Source organism: Geodermatophilus sp. SYSU D00814, from assembly GCF_054050055.1.
Genome location: NZ_JBJGYP010000022.1, coordinates 1 through 21,964, shown reverse-complemented (window position 1 = coordinate 21,964; position 21,964 = coordinate 1). Strand labels below are relative to the sequence as shown.

The window sequence follows — 21,964 nt, the reverse complement described above, 5'->3', positions numbered from 1 at the left end:
TCTCCGGGGAGGGGCGCCGGTGGCGTGTCCGGGACCCGTCAGCGCAGGACGGGCAGCTCCAGCCGGGACGGGTGCGCCGCGTCGTGGAACACCGTGAACCCGCACGGCCGGCCGGTGGTCGCCGTGGCGAACGGCTCTCCGGTGCCGGGGTTGCGCGCGAACCGGGGGAACGCGCCCCCGGCGACCTGCACCCGCAGCCGGTGCCCGGCTCGGAAGCGGTAGGCGGTGGGGAACAGCTCGACGTCGACGGCGAGCACCCCGTCGGCCCCGACGGAGACGTCGGCGGCCGGGACGCTGCCCGGGTCCAGCCGGCGGATGCCGTCGACGACGTTGCGCGAGACCCCCGCCGGGTCGACGTCGCACAGCCGGACGACCAGGTCGGCGTGCGGCAGCTCGGGGCGCACGTGGACGCGGGCGCGCACGTGCCCGACGACGTCGACGTCGCCGTCGAGCACCGGGCCGGTGAAGACCAGCACGTCGTCGCGGGCCTCGACGGCGTGCTGGTCGGCCTGCTTGCCCGGCCGCTCGAGCAGCGGGCCGCCGGCGCTCGGCGTGGGGTCGGCGGGGTCGTGGGTGAACCGGCTGGGCGGCCCGTCACCCGTCTCGTCACCCGTCTCGTCGCCCGTCTCGTCGCCGGTGTCGGCGGTCAGCCCGCCGCCGGCGCGCAGGTGGTGGTGCACCGGCCGGCTGCCCGGCGGCGGCCAGGTCGGCGACTCCAGCCAGGTCCCGGCCTGCTGCAGGTACAGCCGCACCGGCGCCCCCCGCGGTGCCGGGCCGCCGTGGAGGTGGTGGTCGAGCCAGGTCACGTCGCTGCGCAGCGCCGCCCGCAGCTCGCCGGGCTCGCCGTGGATCCACGGGCCGACGACGACCCGCGCCGGGACGCCGGCGGCGTGCAGCCGGGTGACGTCGGCGAGCTGCGCGGCGGCGAAGAGGTCCCACCAGCCGGTGACCATGCTGACCGGGGGCATGCGGGTGAGGTCGGCGCGGTCGTGGTCGGCGACGTCCCAGAACGGGTCGCCGGGGGCGGCGTGCGCGGTGAAGTCGCGCCAGAAGGGCACCGGCGCGCCGACCGCGGCGGTGTCGGCGGCCTGCAGCGGCAGCAGCCGCAGCGCCCGCTCCACGCGGGCCCGCAGCAGGGGCCGCAGCAGCGGTGCGGGCAGCCCGCCGGTCTCCTGCCGGCCGATGGCCACCGACCACCGCAGCGCGTTCTCCAGGCCGGGGGCGCCGTGGTCGTAGAAGGCCGCCGTGATCCGCGCGGCGGTGACGTGCGGGGAGACGGCCACCAGCGGCGGGTCGGCGTAGGGCGCCACCGCCCACTGGGTGTGGCCGAAGTAGCTCGCGCCGGTCATCGCCACCCGGCCGTCGCACCACGGCTGCGCCCGCAGCCAGGCGAGGGTGGCCAGGCCGTCGTCGTGCTCGGTGGTGAACGGCCGGAAGTGCCCGCCGGAGCCGAAGGTGCCGCGGGTGGACTGCACGAACACCTGGAACCCGCGCCGGGCGTAGGGCGCGGCGAAGGCGTGCGCGAACACCCCCGCCCGGCCGTAGGGCAGCCGGACCAGCACGACCGGCAGCGGGCCGGCCGCGGCCGCGGGGCGGTAGTGGTCACCCAGCAGCGTCACCCCGTCGGGCATCGGGACGGCGACGTCGCGCTCCACGGTGTACGCCGTCGCCCGCAGCGGCAGGCCCAGCGCCGCGTCGGCCAGCAACCCGCCCAGCCTGCCCAGTGCGCCCACGCCCGTCCTCCCGCCGCCCGACCCGGTCACCGTGCCCTCGCTCACCGTGCCAGGGCCGCCCGGCGGGTGCCCGCTCACCGCATGGGGCGGGGCGGTGGCACCGGCTCCTCGATCCGGTCCCAGCTGTGGTGGCTGTAGACGGTCTTGTTGCCGCGGGCGTCGTAGACGACGAGGTGGCCGGTGGCGGTGAAGCTGAACCGGGCGGCGTCGTCGTAGCGGAGCACCTCGCCGTCGGTCCGGTGCAGGTCGAAGGCCATGCCGGAGCGTGGCACGACCGCCCGCGTCGCGCAGCGATGAGAACCGGCGCCGGCGGCGGTCTCCCTCCCCGACCCGCACGCGAGGACCGACCGCCCCGGAGGCCGCCATGACCACCCCCACCCGCGAGATCCGCACCCAGCTCCTCGACGTCCCCGGTGCGGAGCTCACCTACGACGTCCGGCCCGCCGCGCCGGGCAGCCCCGATGCGCCGGTCCTGCTGCTGGTCGGCTCGCCGATGGGCGCGGCCGGGTTCACCACGCTGGCCGAGTACTTCCCCGACCGCACGGTGGTCACCTACGACCCGCGCGGCGTGGAGCGCAGCCGGCGCACCGACGGCGCGGCGCAGAGCACGCCGGAGGAGCACGCCGACGACCTCGCCCGCGTGCTCGAGGCGGTCGGCGGCGGGCCGGCCGACGTGTTCGCCAGCAGCGGCGGGGCGGTCAACGCCCTCGAGCTCGTCGTCGCCCGCCCGGAGCTGGTGGGCACCCTGGTGGCGCACGAGCCGCCGTCGCTCGCGGTGCTGCCGGACCGGGCGGAGGCCTCCTCGGCCACCCGCGCGGTCGCCGAGGCCTACCGGCGCGACGGCTGGGCGGCGGGCATGGCGGGGTTCATCCGGCTGGTGGCCCACCGCGGCCTCGTCCCCGCCGACCTGGGGCCGCTCCCCGACCCCGCGACCTTCGGCCTGCCGGCCGGCGACGACGGCTCCCGCGACGACGTGCTGCTCGGGCAGAACCTGCTCACCTGCACCCACCACGAGCACGACGTCGCCGCGCTGCGGGCCGCGCCGACCCGGGTGGTCATCGCCGTCGGCGCCACGTCCGACGGCGAGCTCGCCCACCGGGCCGGGGAGGGCGTGGCGCAGCGGCTGGGGACGGCGCCGGTGGTCCTCCCGGGTGGCCACGACGGCTTCCTGGGCGGTGAGTACGGGCAGACCGGCGAGCCCGAGGCGTTCGCGGCGGCGCTGCGCCGGGTGCTCGACGCCGCGGCCTGACCGCCGTCGTCCCCAGGCGCGTTCCGTGCACGGAGCGCGCCGGCCGGGCGCGCCGGGTCGCGTCGCGTGCACACGACGCGACCCGGCGCGGCGGGTCACTCGGCCGCGGGCGGCGGCGGAGAGTCGGGGCCCTCGGCGAGCAGCAGGTACAGCGCGCGCCGGGCCTGGGCCAGCACGTCGGCCGCGGCGGTCAGCTGGGCCTCGGTGCCGGTGCGGGCCACCTGCCGGACCGCGCCGTGCAGCTCGTCGAGCAGCCCGCGCAGGTCGGCCCCGGGCGCACCGGCGGCGGCGCCGGCGAACGGGTCGGTGCCGGCGGTGCGCAGCTCCTCGACGGCGGCGCGGCCGGCGTCGGTGAGCGTGGCCAGCTTGCGGCCTGCCTCGGCGGTCACGGTGACCAGCCCCTCGTCCTCGAGCTGGGCGAGGGTCGGGTAGATCGCGCCCGGGCTGGGCGTCCAGCGCCCGCCGCTGCGCTCGCCGATGGCGTGCATGAGCTGGTAGCCGTGCATCGGCTGCTCGGCCAGCAGCAGCAGGACGGCGGCGCGGACGTCGCCGCGCGGCACCCGCCCGCGGCCCCAGCCGCGGCGGCGGTGACGGGCGGCCGGGTCGAAGCCTGGGCCGAACCCGAACCCGAAGCCGGGGCCGGGGCCGAACCCGGGGCCGAAGCCCGGACCGGGTCCGGGGCCGGGCCCGCCGGGGCCGGGTCCGAAGGCGGCGAAGGGGCCGTGGTGGCGGTGGGTGTGGCCGTGGCCGGAACGGGGGCCGGGTCGCCAGCCCTCGAAGCGGGGATCGTCGTGCACGGTCGGTCCTCTCGGTGGGTCGATGCGTCCTCCAGACGTATCGGATGACAGTAACGATACATCGCTATGCATCGGTCGTCACGGTGTCCAGGCTCGTCGCCGCGATGGCCTGCACCGCGGCCTCGCCCAGTGCGTCGACCTCGGCGGCCAGCGCGCGCAGCGCGACCGGCTCCCCGGAGCGCAGCAGCGCGGCGAGACGGTGGGCGACCAGGCCGACCCGGCCGGCGGCGGGGGTCCCGGCGTCGACGGCGGGCGGGGGGTCGAGCGACCAGGGCTCGGCGATCTCGGCGCTCAGCGCGGGCAGCCGGCGCAGCAGCGCGGCGCACCCGGCGGCCAGCCGCCACCAGGTGCCGATCCGCAGCGCCGCCGGCGCCGACCCGGCCGCGGCCGCCCAGCGCAGCAGGCGCACCACCTCGCCCCAGACGACGTCGGAGACCACGTCGCGCACCGGGCCGCCGCCGGGCGAGCGGCGGGCCAGCACCAGCGCGCGGGTGGTGTCGGGGTCGAACAGCCAGCGGTCGGTGGCGCCGTCCATGCCCGGACGCTGGCCGCCCGGGCTGTCGCCGGCCTGGGCGGCACCTGGGGGATCGCTGGACGGTTCAGTCGACCGCGGCGCGCACCGCGGCGGCGGCGGTGTCGAGCGCGGCCCGTGCCCGGCCCCAGGACGTCGCCGCCGGGAAGTCGCCGAGCAGCGCCACCACCTCCCCGCCGGGCAGGACCCCCGCCGAGTGCAGCTGCCGGCTGCGGTCCACGCAGCACATCCAGCCCTGCTTGGCCGCCACCGTCCCGGCCGCCCCGCCGGCCAGCAGCCCGAACCGCTGGTCGAACCCGTCGGTGCCGGTCGCGGAGGTGGCCCGCATCCACCCGAGCAGGGTGGCCGCCGGGCCCGGGCCGAGGGTGGTGGCCAGCCCGGACAGCAGGGCGGCGACGTCGGCCGCGCTGGTGGTCGCCTCGCCCCACCGCCCGGCGACGGCGGGAGGAGCGGTGGCTCCCAGGCCGGCCTCGGTCACGACCGCGCCGACCAGGGCCGCGCCGTCCCACCGGTCCCACAGCAGGCTGGTCGCGGCGTCGTCGGAGCGCACCACGGCCCGTTCCATCAGCGAGCGGTCGAGGTCGGTGAGCACGACCTCGCCCCGCGCCTGCAGCTCCAGCAGCCGCCCGACGACGAGCAGCTTCACCAGCGAGGCGCTGTAGACGGCGTCACCGGCGCCCGCCGAGGAGACCAGCGGGGTCCCGTCGGCCGCCACGACCACCAGGTCGATCGACCCGCCCGCGGCCGCGGCCGCCGCCTGCACCTCGGCCAGCAGCGCGGCGGCGTCCACCGCCGCCGGCGGCGGGGTCGGTGCGGCCGGGACGGGCGGCCCGGCCACCGCGACAGCCGGTCGGGCGGGCACCTCCGCGGCGGCTGCCACGGACGCGGGGTCACCGGCCCCGCCGTCCCGGACCCCCGCCGAGCCGATCGCCAGCACGAACGCCAGCACGACCGGCACCGCCGCGGTGACCAGGCGCGATCCGCTCACGCCACCAGCGTGCACCGCGCGGCGGGGATCCGGGTGGACGGCGCGGTGCGGCCTCCACCGATGCGGTGACGCCCGTGCGTCGCGGGCCCTTGCCCGGCCGCCGGGTGGAGAGCACCCTCGGGGGGACGGCAGGGCCACGTCATCGGGAACACGTCATCGGGAACACGTCATCGGGAACACGCCGCCGGGAGCACGCCGCCGGGAGCACGCCGCTGGGAGGTCGCCGTGGAGGCACGCGTCGGGGACCGGATCGTCGTCCGGTCCACACACCAGGGAGAGCCGGAGCGCACCGGCCGGGTGCTGGAGGTCCGGGGCGAGCGCGGGGCGCCGCCCTACGTCGTCCAGTGGGACTCCGACGGCCACACCGGGGTGTTCATCCCCGCCGGGACCTGCTCGGTGGTGCCGGAGCCGGCGGCCGGCTGAGCGCCTCCCGGGAGCGGGCACACAGTCCCGCCACGGCCGGCTGACAGGCAGGTCACAGGAAACTGCCCGACGCTCGCAGGCGACGGCCGGAGGAGCCGGCCGCCCGAGGCGAGGAGTGTCCCGTGCGGAAGAAGCTCGTGATGGCGACCGCGGCCGGTGCCCTGGCCGTCGGTGGTCTGGCCTTCGCCGTCCCGGCCGTCGCCGACGACGACCCGACCACCGGCACCGCCAGTCCCGCCGAGGACCGCATCCGCGACGCGCTGTCCGGGCTGGTCGAGGACGGGACGATCACCCAGGAGCAGGCCGACCGGGTCGCCACCACCGTCGGTGACGGCGACTGGCACGACGGCTGGCACGGCGGCTGGGGCTGGGGTTGGGGCTGGGGCGGTTCCACCGCGCTGACCGACACGCTGGGCCTGTCCGAGGAGGAGCTGCGCACCGCGCTCGAGGCCGACGGCGCCAGCCTCGCCTCCGTCGCCGAGGCGCAGGGCGTGGCGGTCGAGGACCTCGTCGCCGCCCTGGTCCAGGAGGCGCGGGAGGGCATCGCCACCGCCGTCGAGGACGGCCGGCTCACCCAGGAGCAGGCCGACGAGTGGCTGGCCGACCTGGAGAGCGGCATCACCGAGTGGGTGCAGGCCACCGGCCCGTGGGACGGCGACTGGGAGGGTCCCTGGGACGTCGACGGGGACGGCGACGGCGACCCCGACGGCTGGGACGGCTGGGGCGGCTGGCACGGCGGCTGGGGCCACGGCGACTGAACAAGGACCTCCTCGCCCCCCACGCCTCGCTCCGCTCGGCGCGGGCCCCTGCGAGGGGGCCGTTCCCGCACGTCACCTCGCCCGGAGCGGGTCCCCGCGGCGGGGTGACGGCGCGTGCCGACGGCGGCCACGGGGCCGTGCCGCGGGGTAGCGTCCGCCGCCAGCCCGCCCGCCGCGCGGGGGAGACCGAGGAGACAGCCGTGCCGACCGCGACGATGCCGCTGCCGGGACCCGTGCCCGGGCAGGTGCCGGCGCCCGCAGGGGACGCCGCGCGCGCCCTGGTCGTCGTCGGCGGGCTGCCCGGCAGCGGCAAGACGACCATGGTGCGCCGGCTGCTCCGCGACGGCGTCCCGGGGGTGCGCTCCGTGGACTCCGAGCAGGTCGCCGCCCGCTGGCGCACCGGCTCGGTGCTGCCCTACCCACTGGTGCGCCCCCTGGTGCACGCCCAGCACCGGCTGCGGGTGCTGGCCGCGCTCGCCGGCAGCGACCCGGTCGTCGTGCTCGCCGACCCGTGGACCAGCCGCTGGTGGCGGCCGGTCGTGCTGGGCACCGCGCGGGCCGCCGGCCGGGCCGTCCGCCTGGTGCTGCTCGACGTCTCACCCGAGGACGCCGCCGACGGCCAGCGGATCCGCGGCCGCCGCATCCCCGACGGGCGGATGCACCGGCACGGCCTGCGCTGGGCACGGCTGATGCGGACCGCCTCCGCCGGACCCGACGTGGTCGTCCTCGACCGCCCCCGGGCGGCCCGGCTCACGCTCGCCGAGCTCCTCGGCCCCGCCCTGCCCGCCGCTCGGCGCGCGGATCCCGGTCCGGACCGGGCGCGGGGCTGAGCGGGCCGGTCAGGCCCAGCGCCCGCTCCAGCAGCCGGAACCGGTAGGCCACCGTCAGCAGGCCGAACCACAGCACCAGGCTCGGCAGCACCGTCTGGAACACCGGCTCGGCGGCCTCGGTCAGCCCGAAGTAGTCGCTGAACGCCGGCCAGAACAGCCCGGCCGAGAACACGACGACCAGCACCGCCACCAGCAGCGCCGGGCGGCGGTCGCCGTCGGGGCGGGTCCAGGCGGCGAACCACCGGTTCGGCGGCTTGAGGAACAGGATCAGCAGGAACGCCGCGTAGGAGACGAACGTCGACAGCGCCGTCTGCGCGCCGATCGTGGCCACCGCCTCGGCGAAGCCGACGTCGTCGGAGGACACCCCGGTCCAGCGCTCGAAGTCGGCGACGACCTCCGCGGGACCGTCGCCGCCGGCGTTCACGGCGTCCAGCAGCACCCGGTAGTGCCGGGCGTACACGGCCACCCCGCCCGCGGCGGTCACCAGCACCGCCGGCAGCACGAAGCGCCACAGCGTCGTCAGCAGGTGCGGGTCCGGCGCGCTCGGCCGCGCCCAGGCGGTGAGGAACAGCGTCGGCACCCCGACGGTCAGCAGCGTCAGCCCGACGTTGGCGGGGGAGTAGGGGAACCCCAGCCCGAGCATGGTGACGGCGAGGATCACCAGCCCCTGCGTGCCGACCCGGGCGAGGAACACCTGCATCGAGGTGCTGATCCCGGTGATGATCCGGCGGCCCTCGTGCGCGGCGGGCAGCAGCGCGCCCAGCGAGTCCCCGGTCAGCACGATGTCGGCGACGTCGCGGGTGACCGCGCTGCCGCTGGCCATCGCCACGCCCACCTGCGCCCGCTTGAGCGCGCGGGCGTCGTTGACCCCGTCGCCGACCATCGCCACGTAGGCACCGCGGCGGCGCAGCGCGTCGACCAGCCGCTCCTTCTGCTCCGGGGCGATCCGGCCGAACACCGTCGTCCGCTCGACCAGCGCGTCGAGCCGGTCCTCCGGCAGGTCCCGCAGCGCGGGGCCGGCCACCGGCTCGCCCGGCTCCAGCCCGGCCTGCCGGGCCAGCGCCGCGACCGTGGCCGGGTCGTCGCCGGAGACCACCTTGACGGCGATGCCGTCGGCGGTGAGCCGGGCGAGGGTGTCGACGACGTCGGGGCGCAGCTCGTCGGCCAGCGCGACGAGCGCCAGCGGCTCCAGCGGCGGCAGCGCGGCGCGCCCGGCGGCGTCGCGCAGCGGGGCTTCGGCGGCGGCGCGGGCGAACACCAGCACCCGCAGCCCCCGCCCGGTCAGCTCGCGCACCGGGGCGCCCAGCGGCGGGCCGGTCAGCCGCGGGGCGAGCGCGTCGGGCGCGCCGAGCACCAGCACCGCGTCGGCGGTGCGCAGCGCGCTCCACCGCAGCGAGGAGGAGAACGGCACCTCCTCGCGCACCTCGGCCGGCGCCGGCGCCGGCAGCGCCGCGGCCAGCGCGGCGCTGGTCAGGTTGGGCGCGCCGACGCCGGCGGCCATGGTCCCCAGCAGCCGGCGCACCGCGGCGTCGCCGAGCGGGCCCACCGGGGTGAGCGCGGCCAGCGACAGCCGGCCGGTGGTGAGCGTGCCGGTCTTGTCGGTGCAGACGACGTCGACGTTGCTCACCGACTCCACCGCGTTGACCTGCTGCACCAGCGCGCCCCGGCCGGCGCTCCTGGCCGCGCCCACCGTGTAGGCGACCGCGACGAGGAAGAACAGGCCGTAGGGCACCAGGCCGGAGAGCACCGCGGTGGTCTGCACCGTCCGCACCAACGTGAAGCCCTCGAGGGCGGCCTGCGCCAGGATCGTGACGCTCATCAGCAGGACCAGCAGCATCACCAGCCGGACGACGAAGTCGATCCGCCGCTGCAGCGGCGTCGTGTCGGTGGAGGCGCGGCGGGCCTCGGCGGTCAGCCGGCCGGCGTAGGAGGCCGCGCCCACGTCGCGGGCCAGCTGCAGGCCCTCGCCGCCGACGACGAACGACCCCGACAGCAGGTCCTCCCCGTCGGCCTTCGGCAGCGCCTCGGACTCGCCGGTCAGCAGCGACTCGTCGACCTCCAGCCGGCCGGAGAGCACCGGCCCGTCGACGACGACCTGCGCGCCGGGCCGCAGCCGCAGCACGTCGCCGCGCACCACCTCCTCCGGCGACACCTCGGTGCCGGCGCCGTCGCGGACCACGGTGACCGTGCCGCGGGCCAGCAGCTGCAGCCGGTCGAGCTTGCGCTTGGCGCGGATCTCCTGCACCGCGCTGATCGCGGCGTTGACCAGGCCCAGGCCGACGCTGGTGAACGCGTCGCTGTAGCGGCCCAGCGCCAGCAGCGCCGCGCCGATGGTGAACAGGATGACGTTGAAGAAGGAGAAGACGTTGGTCCGCAGGATGCGCCCGTAGCTGCGCGAGGACGCGCTGACCGCGACGTTGCCCTCGCCCCTGCGGTGGCGCTCCCGCGCCTCGGCCGCGGACAACCCGGGCGGCGGCCCGGTGCGGCGGGCGTCGTCCTGCGTACCGGTCTGCACCCGCCGACTCTGACAGCCCCCGCCGCGCCCGGCACGACGCGCCGGGCGCCCCCAGCCGACTCCCCACCGACGTCCAGGCAACGTGCAGGTCCACCGCGCAGCGTGGTCGCATGAGCACGCGCGCCCGGCGGTGGTCCCTGCGCACCCGGCTGCTGTGCGCCTTCCTCGTGCCGCTGGCCGTGGTCCTCGCCGTCGTCGGGGGAGCGGCGACCACCGCCGTCCGCGGGGAGCTGCTCGGCCAGGTCGACCACCGGCTCTCGGCCGCCGTCGACCGCTCCGCGCAGGCCGACGAGGGTCCCGGCGGGCCGGGGTACCCCGGCTGGCCCGGCTGGGAGGGCTGGGACGGTCAGGGCCCGGACTTCCTCGTGGTGCCCGGTCAGGGCGACGGGACGCTGGGCGCCCGGGTCGAGGACGGCACCGTCACCGAGGCCGCCGTCATCGGCCGGGAGGGCGAGGGGGAGGCGCTGACCGAGGCCGAGGCCGCGCAGCTCGCCCGGGTCGACGCCGACGGGCAGCCGCGGACGGTCTCCCTCGGCCCGCTGGGCTCCTACCGCGTCGTGGCCACCGCGGCCGGCGACGGCGAGGTCATCGTCACCGGCCTGCCGCTGGACTCGGTCGACGCCGCGGTGCTGCGGCTGGTCGTCGTCGAGGTCGCCGTCGGCCTGCTCGGGCTGCTGGCCGCCGGGCTGGTCGGCTCGGCGGTGATCGGGCGCACGCTGCGCCCGCTGCACCGGGTCGCGGCCACCGCCGGCCGGGTCGCGCAGCTGCCGCTGTCCAGCGGCGAGGTGCGGCTGCCCGACCGGGTGCCGGCCGCCGACACCGACCCGCACACCGAGGTCGGCCGGGTGGGCGCCGCGCTCAACCGGCTGCTGGACTCGGTGGAGTCCGGCATCGCCGCCCGGCAGGCCTCGGAGACCCGGCTGCGGCGCTTCGTCGCCGACGCGAGTCACGAGCTGCGCACCCCGGTCACCTCCATCCGCGGCTACACCGAGCTGGTCCGCCGCCGCGGCGGGCTACCCGAGGACGCCGACGTCTCGCTGCGCCGGGTGGAGGCCGAGGCGGTGCGCATGTCCGGGCTGGTCGACGACCTGCTGCTGCTCGCCCGCCTCGACGCCGGCCGCGAGCTGGCCGTCGCCGACGTCGACCTCACCGGCCTGGTGCTCGACGTCGTCAGCGACGCCCACGCCGCCGGCCCCGGCCACCGCTGGCGCGTCGACCTGCCGCCGGCGGCGGTGCTGGTGCCCGGCGACGCCGCCCGGCTGCACCAGGTGCTGGCCAACCTCCTGGCCAACGTCCGCACGCACACCCCGCCGGGGACGACGGCGACCACCCGGTTGCGCGCCGAGGGCGGCGAGGCGGTCCTGGAGGTCGTCGACGACGGCCCGGGCATCCCCGCCGAGCAGCAGCCGGGGGTGTTCGAGCGCTTCGCCCGCGGGGACTCCTCGCGCTCGCGGGCCAGCGGCAGCACGGGCCTCGGCCTGGCGATCGTGGCCGCCGTCGTCGCCGGGCACGGGGGCACCGTGGCCGTCGGCAGCGTCCCGGGCCGCACGGTGTTCACGGTGCGGCTGCCCGGCGCGACCGTGGCCGAGCCCGACGCCGAGGAGGTCGCGGCCCTCTCGGCATGATCAGGTGACCTGATCGTGCGGCGTCCTCCCGCACGGTGGGACGTGCGGGAGGACGCGCCCGGGTGAGGGAGGACGGCCGGTCGCGTCGGGGTGAGCCAGGACAGCGGTTCAGGCCGGGGCGAGGCGGCGGCAGTCGGGGCACACGTCCTCGGAGCCCAGCCCGCGGCGGCCCGCCCACGAACCCTGGATGACGGCGACCGGCGTCCCGCAGGCGGCCACCCACGGCGGCGGCCCGTCGGCGGCCTCCCGGGGCACCGCGTGCGCCCGGCTGCTCTCCTGGTCCCGGCCGGCGGCGTACCCGCCCGCTGGGCTCGTCACCGCCGCAGTCTCGCCGACCCCGCCGGGACCCCGCCCCGGGGCGGCCGCCAGCGGGCGCGCCGGAGCGCCGGACGTGACCTGCGACACGCCCGACGAGACCGCCCGGTACCGGTGTGTGGTTGGCTCCGCGCACCCCGCCCCCAGCAGGCGGGGGCCCGTCCGACCGAGCTCCCTGCGGAGGCACCCATGACCCGGCTGCGCCGGACCGCCCTCACCCTCGGCGCCGCGGCGGCGCTGGCCCTGACGACCGCCCCGGCGGCCGGCACGGTCGACGCCGCCGCTCCGTCCGCCGGCGCCGCGGAGGCGTGCACCGACGTGCACACCGACGACGTCGGCTCCGGCACCGAGGAGGCCCGCGTCCGCCCCGGGGCCACCCGCGCCGAGCCCAACGCCGTCTCCACCCACCAGGCCGCCGCGCTGGGCAACCCGAAGACCCGCCCGGTGCTCGAGGCCGGCTCGGTCACCGTCCCCACGGTCTTCCACGTCATCAGCGCCGAGCCCGTCGACGAGGCCCGCTTCGACGCGCTCATCGCCGCGCAGGTCGACGTCCTCAACGACGCCTACGCCGGCGAGGGCGCCGCGGCGGGCTCGCCGGCGACGCCGTTCGTCTTCACCTACGACCCCGAGCAGACGACGTACACCGTCGACGCCGCGTGGGCGAGCCTGGTGCCGGGCAGCAAGGAGGAGCGGGCCGCCAAGTCCGCGCTGCGCGTGGGCGGCCCGGAGACGCTCAACGTCTACGTCGCCTCCATCGGCGGCGGGCTGCTCGGCTACGCGACCTTCCCGCAGAAGGCCAAGGGCGGGCAGCTGTGGGCCGACGGCGTGGTGATCCTCGACGAGTCGATGCCCGGCGGCACCGCCGAGCTCTACGACCAGGGCGACACCCTCACCCACGAGGTCGGCCACTGGCTGGGGCTGTTCCACACCTTCCAGGGCGGCTGCTCCGGCCCCGGCGACTACGTGCCCGACACCCCGGCCGAGGCCCTGCCCGCCTTCGAGTGCGAGGCCGACGCCGGCCGCGACAGCTGCCCGCGCGACCCCGGGACCGACCCGATCACCAACTTCATGGACTACACCGAGGACTTCTGCATGAACACGTTCTCGGCCGGCCAGGTCGCCCGGATGAGCAACGCCTGGGAGGCCTACCGGGCGCCGTCGGCGGCCTGACCGCCGCACCGCCTCCTCTCACCGGCACGCCGCCCGCGGGGTCCCCCCGCGGGCGGCGTGCGTCGTCCGGGCCCCGTCGTGCTCCCGGCCGCCGGGGGTCTTGCCGTGCGGTGACGTCGCGGGGCAGGGTTGTGACCGAGACCACACCCCTGACGACCCCGGGAGGTCCCCGTGCCCGAACCCGACCAGGACGGCCACCGCGCGGGAGCCCGCCGTGGGTAGGGAGGTGTCCCCGGCGCCCGCCCCGCGCGAGGCGAGCCGGGTCCGCAACGTGGCGCTGGTCGGCCGCTCGGGCGCCGGCAAGACCACCCTCGCCGAGGCGCTGCTGGCCGCGACCGGCACCCTGCCGCGCGCCGGCCGCATCGAGGACGGCACCACCTGTCTCGACAGCGACGAGGTCGAGGTCCGCCAGCAGCGCTCGGTGACCCTCGGGGTGGCCACCGTCGAGCACGACGGCGCCCGGATCACCCTGCTCGACACCCCCGGCAGCCCCGACTTCGTCGGCGAGCTGCGCGCCGGGCTGCGCGCCGCCGACGCCGCCCTGTTCGTCGTCTCGGCAGTCGGCGGGGTCGACGCGGCGACCGTGCAGCTGTGGGAGGAGTGCGCCGCGGTCGGCATGCCGCGCGCCGTCGTCGTCACCCAGCTCGACCGGCCGCGCGCCGACGTCGAGGAGACCGTGCGGCTGTGCCAGACCGTCCTCGGCGCCGGCGTCTACCCGGTCCACCTCGTCGACCGCGGTCCCGACGGCTCGGTGCAGGGGGTGGTCAACCTGCTCGAGCCCGGCGCGCAGGCCCCCGACGCCGACCGGCTCCGCAGCGAGCTCATCGAGGGGATCATCGGCGAGAGCGAGGACGAGGCGCTCATGGAGCGCTACCTCGCCGGCGACGAGCTGGTGCAGGGCGACCTGGTGAACGACCTCGAGACCGCCGTCGCCCGCGGCCACTTCCACCCCGTGCTGTGCGCCGCCCCGCTGCAGGGCATCGGCCTCGACGCGCTGCTCTACCTGATCGTCAACGGCTTCCCGTGCCCGATGGAGCACGGCTGCCCGCCGGTGTCGCGCCCCGACGGCTCCCCGGCCCCGGCGCTGGCCTGCGACCCCGACGGCCCGCTGGTCGCCGAGGTCGTCAAGACCACCACCGACCCCTACCTGGGCCGGGTCTCCCTGCTGCGCGTGTTCTCCGGCACCCTCACCCCCGACACCCCGGTGCACGTCTCCGGGCACGGCGGCGCCGACCGGGGCCACCCCGACCACGACGTCGACGAGCGGATCGGCGCCATCTCCTCCCCGCTGGGGTCGACGCTGCGCCCGGTCGCGTCCTGCCCGGCCGGCGACGTGTGCGCGGTGACCCGGCTGACCTCCGCCGAGACCGGCGACACCCTCTCCGCACCCGGCGACCCGCGGCTGGTCCCGCCGTGGGACCTGCCGGTGCCCCAGCACCCGGTCGCCGTCGAGGCCGCCTCCCGCGCCGACGAGGACCGGCTCGGCCCGGCGCTGGCCCGGCTGGCCGCCGAGGACCCGACGCTGCGCGTCGAGCGCTCCCGCGACACCGGCCAGCTGCTGCTGTGGTGCGTCGGGGAGGCGCACGGCGAGGTGCTGCTCGAGCGGCTGCGCACCCGCCACGGCGTCGCGGTGACCACCGTCCCGGTGCGGGTGCCCATGGTGGAGACGCTGGCGGGGCCGGCGAAGGCCACCGGCCGGCTGGTCAAGCAGTCCGGCGGGCACGGGCAGTACGCCGTCGTCGTGGTGGAGGCCGAGCCCGGCCCGCCCGGGTCGGGCATCACCTTCGCGCAGCGCGTCGTCGGCGGGGCGGTGCCCAGCCAGTACCACGGCAGCGTGGAGAAGGGGATCCGCACGCAGGCGGCCAAGGGGGTGCACGACGACCGGCCGCTGGTCGACGTCGCTTTCGTGCTCGTCGACGGCAAGGCCCACTCGGTCGACTCCTCCGACGCCGCCTTCCAGTCCGCCGGCGCGCTGGCCGTGCGCGAGCTGGCGGCCGCGGCCGGCACCAAGGTGCTCGAGCCGTGGTGCGAGGTGGCGGTCGTCGTCCCCGGCGAGCACGTCGGCGCGGTGATGAGCGACCTGTCCTCCCGCCGCGCCCGGGTCACCGGCAGCGACGCCGACCCCGACCGCGACCGCACCACCGTCCGCGCCGAGGTACCCGAGATCGAGCTGCTCGGCTACGCCGGGGCGCTGCGCTCGGTCAGCCACGGCACCGGCTCGTTCAGCCGCCGTCCGCTCGGCCACGAGCCGGCACCGGCGTCCCTGGTCGCCGTCCCCGCCTAGTCGTCGGGCCCCCGCCGCGAGGGTGTGAGTGGCGGGGGGCAGGGGAGGTGCTGGAACGGCCCCGCTGCAGGGGCCCGCCGCGAGGGTGTGAGTGGCGGGGGGCAGGGGAGGTGCTGGAACGGCCCCGCTGCAGGGGCCCGCCGCGAGGGTGTGAGTGGCGGGGGGCAGCGGGGTCCTTCGACTAGCCTCGGGCACGGTGTGCAGCGGGGTGGAGGAGCAGTGACGTCGTCGCAGGGGTCGTCGGCCGCGGTCCCGGCGTCCCCCGGCCGGACGGCGCCGGGGACCCCGGGAGCCGACCGCAACGAGCTGCCCGACCGCGTGTGGACCCTCCCCAACCTCCTGTCGGTGCTGCGGCTGCTCGGCGTGCCGCTGTTCCTGTACCTGCTGCTGGGGCCCGAGGCCGACGGGTGGGCCGTCGTCGTGCTCATGGTCTCCGGGGTCACCGACTGGGCCGACGGCAAGCTCGCCCGCCTGCTCGGCCAGTCCAGCCGGCTCGGCGCGCTGCTGGACCCGGCCGCCGACCGCCTCTACATCGTCGCCACGCTGATCGCCTTCGTGCTGCGCGACGTCGTCCCGCTGTGGGTGGTCGCCGTGCTCGTCGGCCGCGAGGTCGTCCTCGGCGTCATGCTGCTGGTGCTGCGCCGCCACGGGTACCCGCCGCTGCAGGTGCACTACCTGGGCAAGGCGGCGACCTTCATCCTGCTCTACGCCTTCCCGCTGCTGCTGCTGGCCGACGGCGGCGGTGCCTGGGCGTGGGTGCAGCCGGTCGCGTGGGCGCTGACCATCTGGGGCGGGGTCCTCTACGTGCTGGCCGGCGTGCTCTACGTCGTGCAGGTGGTCGGGCTGGTGCGCGCCGAGCGGGAGGCGGCGGGCGCGGAGGCCCGTCCCGCGCCGTGACCACCGCCCGGCGCGCGGGCGGCCCGCGCTCGATGGGCGCCTCGCTGCTCGACCAGGTGCTCGCCGAGACCCTCGACCCCGCCTACGCCCGCGCGGCCGAGGCCCGCCGGGCGCGCGCGGCGGCCGGGGCGCCCGACCGGCCGGCCCGGCGCCGCGTCGGCCCGCTCGCCGTCGCCGCCACCATGGCGGTCGCCGGCCTGCTGGCGGCGGTCACCTACGACCAGGCCGCCACCGGCGCCGAGGGCCGCGAGCAGGTCCGCGCGGAGCTGGTCGACGAGATCCAGGTGCAGTCGGCCACCGCCGACGACCTCACCGCCGAGCTCGAGCGGCTGCGCGACGAGGTCACCGGGGCCCGAGCGGACGCGCTGGCGGCCAGCGCCGGCGGCCAGCGCGCCATCGACGACCTGCACGCCGCCGAGCTCGCCGCCGGGCTGGTCGCCGTCAGCGGCCCCGGCCTGGTGGTCACCCTCGCCAACGCCGAGCCCGACGCCGACGCCGACCCGGTGGGCGGTGGCACCCAGGACGACGCCCGCGGTCGGGTCCAGGACGGCGACCTGCAGCTGGTGGTCAACGCGCTGTGGGCCGCCGGCGCGGAGGCGGTCGCCATCAACGGCCAGCGGCTCGGGCCGACGTCGGCGATCCGCTTCGCCGGGGAGGCGGTCCTCGTCGACTTCCGCCCGGTCACCAACCCCTACCTCGTCAGCGCGATCGGCGACCCGGACGACCTCCGGTCGCAGTTCCTGGCCAGCCCGGAGGTCGGCGCGCTCGCCGCCATCTCCGAGGTCTACGGCCTGCGCTTCGAGTTCGCCCAGGAGGACGAGCTGTCCGTGCCCGCCGGGGGGACCCCCGAACTGCGCTCCGCCACCCCCGCCGACGACGGTGCGACGGGGGACTGACCGGTGATCCCCGTCATCGGGCTGGCCGTCGGCATCGTCCTCGGCCTCGTCCTCGACCCGACCGTCCCGCTGTGGCTGCAGCCCTACCTGCCGATCGCGGTGGTCGCCGCGCTCGACGCGGTGTTCGGCGGCGCCCGCGCCTCCCTCGACGGGATCTTCGACGCCAAGGTGTTCGTCATCTCGTTCGTGTCCAACGTCGTCGTCGCCGCGCTGATCGTCTTCCTCGGCGACCAGCTGGGGGTGGGCGCGCAGCTGTCGACGGCCGTGGTGGTCGTGCTCGGCATCCGCATCTTCGGCAACGCCGCGGCCATCCGCCGGCACCTGTTCCGGGCATGACCGGCACCCCGCCCCCCGACGCCGCCGTCCCCGACGACGGCGCGCCCGACGACGTGCCGCGGCGCGCTCCCGCCGACGCACCGCCCGCGGACCCCGCCCCTGACGCCCCGGCACCCGAGGTCCCGGCTGCCGAGGTCCCGGCACCCGACGCCCCGGCTGCCGACGTCCCGGCTCCCGCTGTCCCTCCGCCGGCCGACGGCGCGCGGCGGCGCCGGTCGCTGGTCGCGGGGTCCCTCATCGCCGTGCTCACCGCGCTGCTCGGCTTCGCGATCGCCGTCCAGGTGCGCAGCACCGACACCGGGCAGGCGCTCGAGGGCGCCCGCGAGGAGGAGCTGGTCGCCATCCTCGACGACCTCGACAGCGAGGAGGACCGGCTGCGCGCCCAGATCGCCGACCAGCGCGGCGCGCTGCGCGAGCTGTCCGACACCGACAGCCGGTCGGCCGCCGCCCTCGAGGACGCCCGCTCCCGCGCGGACGCCCTCGCCGTCCTCAACGGCACCGTCGCCGCCGAGGGGCCGGGGCTGGTGATCACCGTCCGCGACCCGGAGGGCCGGGTGCGGGTCGCCGACCTGCTCGACGCCGTCCAGGAGCTGCGCGGCGCGGGCGCGGAGACCATGCAGATCGACGGCGTCCGGGTGGGCGTGTCCACCGCCGTCACCGGCACCCCGGGCGACCTGCGCGTCGACGGCCGGCCGGTGACCGCGCCCTACGAGATCGTCGTCATCGGCTCGGCGGCCGACCTGCGGACGGCGATGAGCATCCCCGGCGGCGTGGTCGACCGGGTCGGCCGGCAGGGCGGCAGCGTGGACATCGAGCAGCGCGACCGGGTCGTCGTCGACGCGTTGCGGCCCCTCGACGAGCCTCAATACGCTCAGCCCGACCCCGGCGACTAGAGCCCCGCGGCCCCGCGGCGCCGGCACCCCACCCGATCGGAGACGACGCCGCATGACCACCCCTGACGACCGCCGCTACACCGACCAGCACGAGTGGGCGCTCGTGCAGGGGAGCGGAGGTGCGGGGACCGTCGTCCGGGTCGGCATCACCGACCACGCGCAGGACGCCCTGGGCGACATCGTGTTCGTCCAGCTGCCCGCGGTGGGGGAGGAGGTGGGCCCCGGCAACCCGATCGGCGAGGTGGAGTCCACCAAGTCCGTCTCCGACGTGTACTCGCCGGTGGCCGGCACCGTCTCGGCGGTCAACGAGGCGCTCACCGACGCCCCGGAGACGGTCAACGCCGACCCCTACGGGGACGGCTGGCTGGTCGAGATCACCGTCGCCGGGGACGGCGGCGACCCCACCGCCGACCTGCTCGACGCGGCCTCCTACCAGGCGCTGGTCGACGCGTCCTGACCGCCCCCCACCGCCGTCGGCCGCCCCGGGACGATCACTAGACTGCCCCCGGAGCCGGCCCCCGGCCGGGCCGATGGGGCTGCTGTGACGACACCTCGACGTCCGGTTGACCCTCGGGACGACCGCTGGTTCCATGACCAACGGCCCGCCGTGCGACGCGCGGCGGCCGACCCACGACGGCACCGACCGGACCGTCGTCCGCCGGCCGCCCGCGGCAGGAACGCTCGCGGCGGTGCCCCCTGCACCGGAGGAGAACAGACGTGCACTGCACTCGTTGTGGCCACGACAACCCCGAGGGCAGTCGCTTCTGTGCGCAGTGCGGCGCCGCCCTCTCCCAGGAGCGGGTCGGCGAGTCGACCAGCGTCATCCCGAAGGTGGGCGGCGAGGACACCGGCGACGTCCCCGAGGTCGTCGAGCCCGGCGCCGACGCCCACGCGGGCGCCGTGGAGTCCCTGCCGGCCGGGTCGGCCCTGCTGGTGGTCAAGCGCGGCCCGAACGCCGGCAGCCGCTTCCTGCTCGACCAGGACGTCACCACCGCCGGGCGGCACCCCGACAGCGACATCTTCCTCGACGACGTGACCGTCAGCCGCCGCCACGTCGAGTTCCACCGCGAGGGCGGCGGTTTCTCGGTGCACGACGTCGGCAGCCTCAACGGCACCTACGTCAACCGCGAGCCGGTCGACGTCGCGACCCTGGCCGGCGGTGACGAGGTGCAGATCGGCAAGTTCCGCCTCGTCTACCTGACCGGCCCGCGCACCGGCGAGCCCGCCGGCCGCTGACGCGGGCGCGCTGATCCGGTGCCGGGAGCGCCTGCCGGCGCGTCCGGGGACGGCGTCGCCGACGTCCGGACCCCGCGCCTGACGATCGGGGCGGTGCTGACCGCGCTGCGCGACGACTTCCCCGACGTGACCATCAGCAAGATCCGGTTCCTCGAGAGCGAGGGGCTGGTCGCTCCGCAGCGGACGCCGTCGGGGTACCGGAAGTTCTCCCGGGCCGACGTCGACCGGCTGCGGTACGTGCTCACCGCGCAGCGGGACCACTACCTCCCGCTGCGGGTGATCAAGGAGCACCTCGACGCGCTCGACCGGGGGCTGCCGGTGCCCGGCACCGGCACCCCCGCGGTGCAGGCCCCCCGGCCCTCGCCGGCGGCCGCGGGGGGGCCCGGCCCCCCCCCGCCCCCCCGCCCCCCCCCCCCCGCCCCCCCCCCCCCCCCCCCCCCCCCCCCCCCCCCCCCCCCCCCCCCCCCCCCCCCCCCCCCCCCCCCCCCCCCCCCCCCCCCCCCCGCGGTGCAGGCCCCCGGGCCGTCGCCGGCGGCCGCGTCGGTCCCGGACGCCCCGGCGGACGCCGGGACCGACGCCGGGACCGACGCCGACGCGCCCCTGGACGCCGCCGAGTTCGCCCGCGCCGCCGGTCTCGAGCCAGGGCAGCTGGCCGACTGCGTGCAGTTCGGCCTGCTCGCCCCCGACGCCGACGGGCGGCACCCGGCCGGCGACCTGCCCATCGCCCGCGCCGCCGCCGGGCTGGCCCGGCACGGCATCGAGCCGCGGCACCTGCGGGTGTTCCGCACCGGCGCGGAGCGGGAGGCCGGGCTGGTCGAGCAGCTGGTCGCCCCGGTGCTGCGCTCGCGCGCCGAGGACGCCCGCGCGCGGGCCGCCGACAAGCTCGCCGAGCTGTCGGCGCTGTCGGCGCAGCTGCACCGCGCCCTGCTCGAGGCGCGCCTCCGGGACCTCCTGCGCCCGTGACTCCGGGCGTACGGTGGACACCGCCGCCGGGCCCGCCCGCTCCGGTGCGCACCGGTGTCCACCCGTACCGCCGCAGCTGAGGGAGCAACACCGTGCAGGAACTCAGAGTCGTCGGGGTCCGGGTCGAGCTGCCCGGCAACCAGCCGATCCTGCTGCTCAAGGAGACGGAGGGGGAGCGGTACCTCCCCATCTGGATCGGTGCGGTGGAGGCCGCGGCCATCGCCTTCGAGCAGCAGGGGGTCCGGCCTGCGCGGCCGATGACCCACGACCTGCTGCGCGAGGTGGTGCGCGCGCTCGGCGCCACCCTCGAGGCGGTCAACATCACCGAGATGCGCGACGGCATCTACATCGCCGAGCTCGTCTTCGGCGACGACCGCGTGGTCAGCGCCCGCCCGTCGGACGCCGTCGCCCTGGCCGTGCGCACCGGGGCGCCGATCTTCGGCGCCGAGGAGCTGCTCGACGAGGTGGGGATCGAGATCCCCGACGAGCAGGAGGACGAGGTCGAGAAGTTCCGCGAGTTCCTCGACCAGATCTCGCCGGAGGACTTCGGCGCGGGCTCGGGCTCCGGCGGGGCCTGACCGTCGCGTGGCGGGTGGGACCCCACCCGTCCCGTTCGTCACACGCGTCCCGTGCGTCGTGCGCCGACTGGAGTCCGGCGCCGGTCCTGCCGATACCACCCGGTCGGGGTGAGTGCTGCGACACGCCGCCCGCGTCAGTTGACCGCCCTGGGGGCCCGGCTTACGGTCGCGGACAACACCGGTGTGATCCGAGGGGAAGCGGATCGGACCGGGACGGCCGTCGCGCCCGCGACGGCACGCGAAGGAGGACCGCTGACGTGAGCGACCAGAGCGAGGGCTCCCAGGGTCAGCTCTTCAGCGACGCCGCCGTGGGGGCGACGGACTACGACGAGGTCGACACCGACCTCGTCGGGTACCGCGGCCCGACGGCGTGTGCCGCCGCCGGGATCACCTACCGCCAGCTGGACTACTGGGCCCGTACCGGCCTGGTCGCCCCCTCGGTCCGCAGTGCGACCGGCTCGGGCACCCAGCGGCTGTACTCGTTCCGCGACATCCTGGTGCTGAAGGTGGTCAAGCGGCTGCTCGACACGGGGGTGTCGCTGCAGAACATCCGCAGGGCCGTCGACCACCTGCGCAACCGCGGGATCAAGGACCTCGCCAACGTCACGCTGTTCTCCGACGGGGCCACGGTCTACGAGTGCACGTCGGCCGAGGAGGTCGTCGACCTGCTCGCCGGCGGGCAGGGCGTCTTCGGCATCGCCGTCTCCGGTGCGCTGCGCGAGCTGTCCGGTGAGCTCGCCGAGCTGCCCGCCGAGCGGCTCGACGGCGCCCCGCTGCACGCCGCCGACGACGAGCTGGCGATGCGCCGCGCACGCCGCGCCCAGCCCGCCTGACCGCAGCCGCCGTCCGCCGATGATCAGGTGACCTGGTCGTCGGGCGTCCTCCCTCACGGTGGGACGTGCGGGAGGACGCCGCACGATCAGGGACCCTGATCATCGCCCGCCCC

Annotated in this window: 23 protein-coding genes and 1 pseudogene; 17 read left to right on the top strand and 7 right to left on the bottom strand. The window is 77.4% G+C overall.

The features are described from left to right. Positions 1-38 precede the first annotated feature (38 nt). Positions 39-1,733, bottom strand: coding sequence for a CocE/NonD family hydrolase (locus tag ACI780_RS17395; protein WP_457004504.1), 1,695 nt, complete (start codon positions 1,731-1,733; stop codon positions 39-41). A 74-nt stretch (positions 1,734-1,807) separates the two neighbouring features. Further along, positions 1,808-1,990, bottom strand: coding sequence for a hypothetical protein (locus ACI780_RS17390; protein ID WP_456871759.1), 183 nt, complete (start codon positions 1,988-1,990; stop codon positions 1,808-1,810). Positions 1,991-2,097: 107 nt separating this feature from the next. On the opposite strand from ACI780_RS17390, the gene ACI780_RS17385 reads away from it, so the two are divergent. After that, positions 2,098-2,982, top strand: coding sequence for an alpha/beta fold hydrolase (locus tag ACI780_RS17385; RefSeq protein WP_457004502.1), 885 nt, complete (start codon positions 2,098-2,100; stop codon positions 2,980-2,982). Positions 2,983-3,077: 95 nt separating this feature from the next. Here ACI780_RS17385 and ACI780_RS17380 read toward each other — a convergent pair whose 3' ends face one another. The 3 genes from ACI780_RS17380 to ACI780_RS17370 all read right to left on the bottom strand — a co-directional run bounded on the left by ACI780_RS17380 (position 3,078) and on the right by ACI780_RS17370 (position 5,299). Next, positions 3,078-3,779, bottom strand: coding sequence for a PadR family transcriptional regulator (locus ACI780_RS17380; RefSeq protein ID WP_457004500.1), 702 nt, complete (start codon positions 3,777-3,779; stop codon positions 3,078-3,080). A 64-nt stretch (positions 3,780-3,843) separates the two neighbouring features. Further along, complete coding sequence (locus ACI780_RS17375; RefSeq protein WP_457004498.1) at positions 3,844-4,314, bottom strand: hypothetical protein; 471 nt, start codon at positions 4,312-4,314, stop codon at positions 3,844-3,846. A 64-nt stretch (positions 4,315-4,378) separates the two neighbouring features. After that, the gene (locus ACI780_RS17370; RefSeq protein WP_457004496.1) at positions 4,379-5,299 is read right to left on the bottom strand and encodes a serine hydrolase; all 921 of its coding nucleotides are present in this window, start codon (positions 5,297-5,299) and stop codon (positions 4,379-4,381) included. A 225-nt stretch (positions 5,300-5,524) separates the two neighbouring features. Here ACI780_RS17370 and ACI780_RS17365 point away from each other — a divergent pair, with 225 nt between their 5' ends. From ACI780_RS17365 to ACI780_RS17355, 3 genes are all read left to right on the top strand, one after another. After that, positions 5,525-5,722, top strand: coding sequence for a DUF1918 domain-containing protein (locus ACI780_RS17365; protein ID WP_456873160.1), 198 nt, complete (start codon positions 5,525-5,527; stop codon positions 5,720-5,722). 122 nt (positions 5,723-5,844) lie between these two features. Then, positions 5,845-6,480, top strand: coding sequence for a hypothetical protein (locus tag ACI780_RS17360; RefSeq protein ID WP_457004494.1), 636 nt, complete (start codon positions 5,845-5,847; stop codon positions 6,478-6,480). Positions 6,481-6,680: 200 nt separating this feature from the next. Next, positions 6,681-7,310 carry an AAA family ATPase gene (locus tag ACI780_RS17355; RefSeq protein WP_457004492.1) on the top strand — a complete coding sequence of 210 codons (630 nt, stop codon included), beginning with the start codon at positions 6,681-6,683 and terminating at the stop codon, positions 7,308-7,310. Here ACI780_RS17355 and ACI780_RS17350 read toward each other — a convergent pair. After that, positions 7,231-9,825 (bottom strand): HAD-IC family P-type ATPase, encoded by a 2,595-nt coding sequence (locus tag ACI780_RS17350; protein ID WP_457004490.1) that lies wholly within the window; start codon positions 9,823-9,825, stop codon positions 7,231-7,233. The two genes, ACI780_RS17355 and ACI780_RS17350, sit on opposite strands and share 80 nt — an antisense overlap. 110 nt (positions 9,826-9,935) lie before the next feature. Between ACI780_RS17350 and ACI780_RS17345 the strand changes: the two genes are divergently transcribed. Next, entirely contained in the window at positions 9,936-11,450 is a 1,515-nt protein-coding gene (locus ACI780_RS17345) for a sensor histidine kinase (RefSeq protein WP_456873164.1), read from the top strand. A 108-nt stretch (positions 11,451-11,558) separates the two neighbouring features. On the opposite strand, the gene ACI780_RS17340 is transcribed toward ACI780_RS17345, so the two are convergent. Further along, entirely contained in the window at positions 11,559-11,768 is a 210-nt protein-coding gene (locus ACI780_RS17340) for a hypothetical protein (protein ID WP_457004488.1), read from the bottom strand. 186 nt (positions 11,769-11,954) lie between these two features. Between ACI780_RS17340 and ACI780_RS17335 the strand changes: the two genes are divergently transcribed. The 12 genes and pseudogenes from ACI780_RS17335 (at position 11,955) to ACI780_RS17280 (ending at position 21,851) form a co-directional block, all read left to right on the top strand. Continuing rightward, positions 11,955-12,935, top strand: a complete 981-nt coding sequence (locus ACI780_RS17335; RefSeq protein ID WP_457004486.1) for a zinc metalloprotease — start codon at positions 11,955-11,957, stop codon at positions 12,933-12,935. Between the two features lie 214 nt (positions 12,936-13,149). Next, positions 13,150-15,219, top strand: a complete 2,070-nt coding sequence (locus ACI780_RS17330) for an elongation factor G-like protein EF-G2 (protein ID WP_456872814.1) — start codon at positions 13,150-13,152, stop codon at positions 15,217-15,219. Positions 15,220-15,438: 219 nt separating this feature from the next. Next, positions 15,439-16,116, top strand: a complete 678-nt coding sequence (locus tag ACI780_RS17325; RefSeq protein WP_457004484.1) for a CDP-alcohol phosphatidyltransferase family protein — start codon at positions 15,439-15,441, stop codon at positions 16,114-16,116. Then, positions 16,113-17,012: a DUF881 domain-containing protein gene (locus tag ACI780_RS17320; protein WP_456872816.1), complete on the top strand. Its 900-nt coding sequence runs from the start codon at positions 16,113-16,115 to the stop codon at positions 17,010-17,012. The genes ACI780_RS17325 and ACI780_RS17320 overlap by 4 nt, the downstream gene beginning before the upstream one ends. A gap of 3 nt (positions 17,013-17,015) precedes the next feature. After that, complete coding sequence (locus ACI780_RS17315; RefSeq protein WP_456872817.1) at positions 17,016-17,348, top strand: small basic family protein; 333 nt, start codon at positions 17,016-17,018, stop codon at positions 17,346-17,348. Beyond that, on the top strand, positions 17,345-18,241 hold the full coding sequence (locus tag ACI780_RS17310) for a DUF881 domain-containing protein (protein ID WP_457004481.1): 897 nt from the start codon (positions 17,345-17,347) through the stop codon (positions 18,239-18,241). The genes ACI780_RS17315 and ACI780_RS17310 overlap by 4 nt, the downstream gene beginning before the upstream one ends. 52 nt (positions 18,242-18,293) lie before the next feature. Beyond that, positions 18,294-18,698 carry a glycine cleavage system protein GcvH gene (gene gcvH, locus ACI780_RS17305; RefSeq protein ID WP_457004479.1) on the top strand — a complete coding sequence of 135 codons (405 nt, stop codon included), beginning with the start codon at positions 18,294-18,296 and terminating at the stop codon, positions 18,696-18,698. A gap of 260 nt (positions 18,699-18,958) precedes the next feature. Next, on the top strand, positions 18,959-19,477 hold the full coding sequence (gene odhI / locus ACI780_RS17300) for an oxoglutarate dehydrogenase inhibitor Odhl (protein WP_176449933.1): 519 nt from the start codon (positions 18,959-18,961) through the stop codon (positions 19,475-19,477). 18 nt (positions 19,478-19,495) lie between these two features. Further along, positions 19,496-19,798 (top strand): annotated as a pseudogene (ftsR, locus tag ACI780_RS17295) (transcriptional regulator FtsR); the annotation flags it as partial. Positions 19,799-19,984: 186 nt separating this feature from the next. Beyond that, on the top strand, positions 19,985-20,440 hold the full coding sequence (locus tag ACI780_RS17290; RefSeq protein WP_457004573.1) for a hypothetical protein: 456 nt from the start codon (positions 19,985-19,987) through the stop codon (positions 20,438-20,440). A 92-nt stretch (positions 20,441-20,532) separates the two neighbouring features. Beyond that, entirely contained in the window at positions 20,533-21,018 is a 486-nt protein-coding gene (locus ACI780_RS17285; RefSeq protein ID WP_456872820.1) for a bifunctional nuclease family protein, read from the top strand. A gap of 257 nt (positions 21,019-21,275) precedes the next feature. After that, complete coding sequence (locus ACI780_RS17280; protein ID WP_456872821.1) at positions 21,276-21,851, top strand: MerR family transcriptional regulator; 576 nt, start codon at positions 21,276-21,278, stop codon at positions 21,849-21,851. Positions 21,852-21,964: the final 113 nt, after the last annotated feature.

What these genes read in the sequence shown, in the direction of transcription:
- ACI780_RS17390 (WP_456871759.1), bottom strand. Translation starts at nt 1,990, where the DNA reads ATGGCCTTCGACCTGCACCGGACCGACGGCGAGGTGCTCCGCTACGAC.
- gcvH (WP_457004479.1), top strand. Translation starts at nt 18,294, where the DNA reads ATGACCACCCCTGACGACCGCCGCTACACCGACCAGCACGAGTGGGCG.
- ACI780_RS17310 (WP_457004481.1), top strand. Translation starts at nt 17,345, where the DNA reads ATGACCGGCACCCCGCCCCCCGACGCCGCCGTCCCCGACGACGGCGCG.
- ACI780_RS17345 (WP_456873164.1), top strand. Translation starts at nt 9,936, where the DNA reads ATGAGCACGCGCGCCCGGCGGTGGTCCCTGCGCACCCGGCTGCTGTGC.
- ACI780_RS17335 (WP_457004486.1), top strand. Translation starts at nt 11,955, where the DNA reads ATGACCCGGCTGCGCCGGACCGCCCTCACCCTCGGCGCCGCGGCGGCG.
- ACI780_RS17375 (WP_457004498.1), bottom strand. Translation starts at nt 4,314, where the DNA reads ATGGACGGCGCCACCGACCGCTGGCTGTTCGACCCCGACACCACCCGC.
- ACI780_RS17385 (WP_457004502.1), top strand. Translation starts at nt 2,098, where the DNA reads ATGACCACCCCCACCCGCGAGATCCGCACCCAGCTCCTCGACGTCCCC.